Here is a 5337-nt window from a genome sequence, read left to right on the forward strand (position 1 = left end):
CTCATCTCCACTCTCTGATGGTTACGATGAGCCTGAAATCCTCCGCTACGCAATCAACCTAGTCTGTTCCATGGGTGCTGATGGCGGACAAGTTACTGGACGATGTCGAGCTCTACGAATGATTGCGAGACGACCCGCCTCAGAGCTGACTGACAGTACGCGCGCACATTCGACTTTTCGGCCGGGGTTAATCGTTCCCAAGTACCTCCTGCAAGCTGGATTGGTAGCTTTTCAACACCCATTAACGGCCTTCCTTGCTTGATCAGTTCACCCGTTTTTGCATTCAGCAATACAGGGGTTATGCCAATAGCGCAGTGATTGGGTCCGCTTCCGTCGCTACCGTTTACTTCAAGTATTGACCGAGAACTGTAACGTCGCGGATCATCAATTATGATATAGGCCATACCTCCTGCAGCAGCGGCAGCCGCAATACTGACCGAACTGAGCAACACATCCTGTCCGGGTGTGTACTGCTGTCCATACTGATCAAGAGGCGTTTGTTGTAAAACGATCAAAGCGTCGGCAGCTCTGGCCACGGCGCTATTTTCGTCGCGCGTGACAGCAACCGAGGCCCCGGTGCGCCCAAGAATTTCATTGGAAATCTGTCCTGTTCCGACTGCGGCGTCCCATCCCAATTGAGACATTGAAACTTCAAGCTCTGCCATGTTTGGGCGATATACAGATAGTAGGTTGTCATTTACCCGCGGGATTACGGCGATCGATTGATATTTTGATTTCGCACCGGCTGGAACTCCAACCTGAGATTCGGCACATGCTGACAACGTCACAACCAAACACAGCAAAATTGCTTTTGAATGGTAGGCGATCAAGTTCGAAGGATTCCGGTCACAGCGCATTGGCGATGCTCCTGTCTCCGGCAAATTTTCTTGCGATCCCGCTGACGCATTTGCTGGACAAGTCGGCAATCATTTTGTCAGAAGGCCAAGCATACGTGCGAGAAACACAAACGTCCGAATAGGCGCGTGTCGAGCCGCCTACAGACACCTTAAGCGCGGCGTCTATTGTCACGTCCCAATGGGTTGCAGTTGCGGGCGTGCTGAGTGCAAACCGTTCCACAACACCAGACACTTTTGTCTGCCCGCCGGTCACGCTATGCCCAGCTGCCGATAACTCAGACTTGATTGCCTCTGTGAACAATGCCTCCGGCGGAGGGTTTAACGTCACATAGCCCATTGTGACGCCTCCGACGGTTGTCCGTTCACCAATTCTGCCGGGTAGTACTCCGACGCCTCGTGCCATTGTGAATGGTTGAACATTTAAGGCGCGCGGTGAGACTGAAGAAAGGACTCCGCCTCCGCTGGATGCGCTTTGCAGCGAAGCATTTGCAGTAGTATCTTGAACGCCCGCGCATGACGCCAAACCGATCAGCGCTGTAAGTGTAGCCAGATACCTCGAAATCAATTTCAACAGTCCCATCGCTTCTCCTCCCCAAAAGGTAAAATCTGGAGAAACGAAGATATTACATTTACTGAATGTGACTTTGACTTAAATCAATGAGCTCGTGTGTACATGATTTCACGATCGACCGCCTTGGGCTCTTCGCGGTCATTGGGTCAGTTGCAGCATTCTACCCATCGAGAACCACAAACCCAAACAGGAACGGCCCATTCCTGCCGTTCACCAACCGGTCAAGATGCTGCGATCGCAGCCCGCTTAGCCGCCATTCGCTGCGGCCGCCAAATCCAAACTCAATTGAACTCACATTGCGCAGGACAAACCCGTCCTTTACCAGGGGACCCTCAGTGGACGCTTAGCCATCAGTTTCAGCCATTTGGAGTTTCCATCTTCCACGCGGCCAGAAGTTTCGGCAGCGCTTCGTTCCAGTCCAGGACTCCGGAGGTGTCAGCCCAGGCCTGGTACTGGCGGATAAGGTCTTTCTCAAGCGCAGGGCTGCGGCCTGCAAGATTGGTCAGTTCGGTGCGGTCGGCCTCGATGTCGTAAAGCTCCCAATGGTAATCATGCAGGCGCACGAGTTTGAACTGACCGAGGCGGATCGCCGCGTTTCCTTCGTGCTCCCAGAAGATCGGCTGTTCGCGCTGCCAGTCCTTGCCCTGAAAGAGGCTCAGCAGCGACTCTCCCTGCAACGGTTGGATTTCATGGCCACCCAACTCGCTCTGATAGGCGGCACCGGTGGCCTCCAGGATGGTTGGCAGGATATCAACCACATGGCAGGCCGCATGGGCGGCACCACGCGGCCTGAATCCATCTGGCCAATGGGCAACCAGCGGGGTCGAGATGCCGCCTTCATGCACATAATGTTTGTACAGCCGAAACGGTGCGTTGGAGACATTGGCCCAAGGCTTGTCATAACTTTGAAAGGTCTGGGCATCGCCGGGGCGCAAACCTGTCACATTGCCCATCGTGATCTGCCTGCCATCATGCGTTTTGTCCGGGTAGAACTTCGCCCAGCCGTCCTCGGCCATGAATTCGGCGCAGCCGCCGTTGTCGGAGAGGAAGAGGATCAGCGTGTTGTCGAATTGCCTGAGCCGCTTCAGGGCCGAAATCAGTTTGCCAATCGACTGGTCCATGCGGTCCACCATTGCCGCATATGTGGCCATCTTGCTGACCTCCCAATCCTTGTTTGCCTCATGCTCCCAGCCATGCACCGTGCTGTCACGCGGGGAGATGTCCCAGCCGCGCTGGAACACGCCTTGACCGTTCATGGTTTCGTGGCGTGCGGTGCGGATTTGGTCCCAGCCCTTGGCATAGACGCCGTCATATTTCGCGATGTCCTCGGGGTGTGCATGCAGCGGCCAGTGCGGCGCGGTATGGGCGAGGTAGAGAAAGAAGGGTTTCTCTTCCGCTACCGCGCCTTCGATCATGCCAATGGCCTTATGGGTGATGGCTTCGGTGAAGTAGAAATCGTCCGGGAAGGTTTCGACACGGGCATCATCCTCCAGCATGTAGTGCGGCGAAAAGAAATGCGTGGCCCCGTCCATGATCCCGTAGAAGCGGTCAAAGCCACGCTGTCGCGGGGTCGGGTGCTCGACATCGCCGACCCGCCAGCTGTCCACCTCGCGGGCTTCGAAATCACCGGCCACATGCCACTTTCCGGACATCAGCGTGGCATAGCCGCTGGCGCGCAGGTGTTCGGCAATGGTGGCGCTGTCGTTGCGCAGGAAGCCCTGATAGGCGGCCGTGCCAAGATTGGCGCCCATATGGCCGACGCCAGCATTGTGCGGATAAAGCCCGGTAAGGAGCGAGGCGCGAGTGGGGCAACAACGGGCGCAGTTGTACATCGCAGACAGCATCACGCCGCCCCGCGCGAGGGCATCGATGTTGGGGGTTTGGATTTCAGACCCGGTGCAGCCGAGATCGGCAAACCCCATGTCGTCCGCGAGGATCAGAATGACATTGGGTCGGCTGGCGTTGGACTGCGGGTTACGGTCGGTCATACCGGTGCTTTCAATTAGGCTAAGGCTGCGACGACGGGCGCAAGCGGAACGCCCTCGACAGTGACACGGTGCATCAGGCGCCGGTAGCCGTGATAGTCGTTGATCGCCTTGTGCCAGGTGGCGCGGTTGTCCCACATCGTGATGTCACCGGCCTGCCAGCGCACCCGGCATTGAAACTCGGGTTGCTGGCAATGGGCATAAAGCATGGCCAGAAGCGCCGCGGATTCGTCTGGGGTCAGCCCTTCTATACAGGTTGTGAAAACCGGGTTCACAAAAAGGCCGCGCCGTCCGCTCAATGGATGGGTGATGACAACCGGATGCCGCGCGTCCTGCGTGGCGGCCTCTGAGTTGCCCAGGCGGCCCGATTTCACCGCCTCGCTGTCCATCGCGGAGGCGCCGAACACATGGCGCGAGGAGTGCACAGCCGTCAGACTGTCGAGAAAGCGTCGCATCGGCGCAGAGAGCGCCTCATAGGCGGCACCCATGGAGACAAACAGCGTGTCGCCGCCATAGGGCGGCACCTCGATTGCGTGCAGAATGGAGCCCATCGCCGGTTCCTGATCGTAGGAATGGTCTGTATGCCATCCCTCACCAACCGCTTCGGTCTGGTCCCTCTCCTTCAGCACCGTGGCGATTTCCGGATGGCCCTCAACCGGCTTGAAGAACCGGTTCACGTTTATCGGCCCAAAACGGCGGGCGAATGCCAGGTGATCCTCAGGACCGACGTTCTGGCCCCGCAGCACGATCACCGAGTATTTGGCAAAAGCGCGCTGGATCGCATCAAAATCTGCGCCGCGACGGATATCCACCCCAAGGATTTCCGCACCCAATCCGCCCGTCAGAGGTATTATTTCCATACCGGCCTCCAATCTGTCCTGACCGGAGCATAGAGATTGCCTCAAGGTCAGAAAAACTGAATTAATCGTCCGCAAAGATAGGTATTTCCGATGTTTCGCTTCACCCTTCGCCAACTCACCTACCTGTCGGAAACAGCGAGACAGGGCGGGATCGCACAGGCGGCGCGGCAACTGAATGTCTCTGCCGCCGCCATCGCGTCGGCACTGGATAAGCTGGAGGCCGCCACCGGCGTGACCCTGTTCGACCGGTTTCCTGCGCAAGGCATGCGGCTGACCCGCGCGGGCGAGGACTTTGTCGCACAGGCAGACGCGCTGCTGGTTCACGCATCTGGGCTGGATCGGCGGGCCACAGATCTTGCGTCAGGCCGGGCGGGCAGGATCCACATTGGCACCCATCATGCATTAGCGCAGCGGATCGTCCTGCCCGCAGTAATTGCTTTTCGCGAAAACCACCCCGGCGTCCGAATTGAAGTGAAAGAGGCAGACTATCCGGCTTTGGTAGAGGCGCTGGATGCGGGCGAGGTGGATGCGCTGGTGATCTTTGACCAAGGGCTCGACAAGCGGCGGCACCATGCAGAAGTTCTTTTGGAACTTCCCCCTCAGGTCTTGTTGTCAGCGACACACCCCTTGGCAGCCAAAAGCCGGATCAGCCTGTCCGAACTGAACAATCTGCCCTACATTGCGGTTTCACCTGCCGGCCCTGGCCCCAGCTACCTGCAACTTCTACAGGCCGCGGGCATTCACCCAGAAGTGCCGTTCCAGTCCCAATCGCGTGAACTTGTCCAGGCTTATGTCGGCAAGGGGTTCGGGTTCACACTTGTGGGTTTTCCCCCCAAACAGAACCGCACAATAGAAGGCGACCCTATCGTTGCGCGGCCGCTCAAGGAAGAAATTGGCCATTACAGGGTGGTGATTGCCCGCTCGCACCAAGCCTTGCAGACGGCGCTGATGGAGCGGTTCCTAGAGATCTGCAGTGTCCGCCATCAGCACCCATGGAACAGACTAGGTTGATTGCGTAGCGGAGGATTTCAGGCTCATCGTAACCATCAGAGAGTGGAGATGAG

5 protein-coding genes are annotated in these 5337 nt (G+C 57.6%); 1 reads left to right on the plus strand and 4 read right to left on the minus strand.

Annotation, left to right across the window (positions count from 1 at the left end):
* Window positions 1-92: 92 nt before the first annotated feature.
* From ACR0AM_RS21415 to ACR0AM_RS21430, 4 genes are all read right to left on the minus strand, one after another.
* On the minus strand, window positions 93-857 hold the full coding sequence (locus tag ACR0AM_RS21415) for a hypothetical protein (protein WP_209505915.1): 765 nt from the start codon (window positions 855-857) through the stop codon (window positions 93-95).
* The gene (locus ACR0AM_RS21420; protein WP_209505913.1) at window positions 847-1194 is read right to left on the minus strand and encodes a hypothetical protein; all 348 of its coding nucleotides are present in this window, start codon (window positions 1192-1194) and stop codon (window positions 847-849) included. Before ACR0AM_RS21420 ends, ACR0AM_RS21415 begins: the two co-directional genes overlap by 11 nt.
* Window positions 1195-1784: 590 nt before the next feature.
* Complete coding sequence (locus ACR0AM_RS21425) at window positions 1785-3416, minus strand: arylsulfatase (protein ID WP_480623977.1); 1632 nt, start codon at window positions 3414-3416, stop codon at window positions 1785-1787.
* Between the two features lie 14 nt (window positions 3417-3430).
* The gene (locus ACR0AM_RS21430) at window positions 3431-4273 is read right to left on the minus strand and encodes a TauD/TfdA dioxygenase family protein (RefSeq protein WP_480623978.1); all 843 of its coding nucleotides are present in this window, start codon (window positions 4271-4273) and stop codon (window positions 3431-3433) included.
* 90 nt (window positions 4274-4363) lie between these two features.
* Here ACR0AM_RS21430 and ACR0AM_RS21435 point away from each other — a divergent pair, with 90 nt between their 5' ends.
* The gene (locus ACR0AM_RS21435) at window positions 4364-5284 is read left to right on the plus strand and encodes a LysR family transcriptional regulator (protein WP_480623979.1); all 921 of its coding nucleotides are present in this window, start codon (window positions 4364-4366) and stop codon (window positions 5282-5284) included.
* Window positions 5285-5337: the final 53 nt, after the last annotated feature.

The organism is Ruegeria sp. AD9 (genome assembly GCF_056542305.1).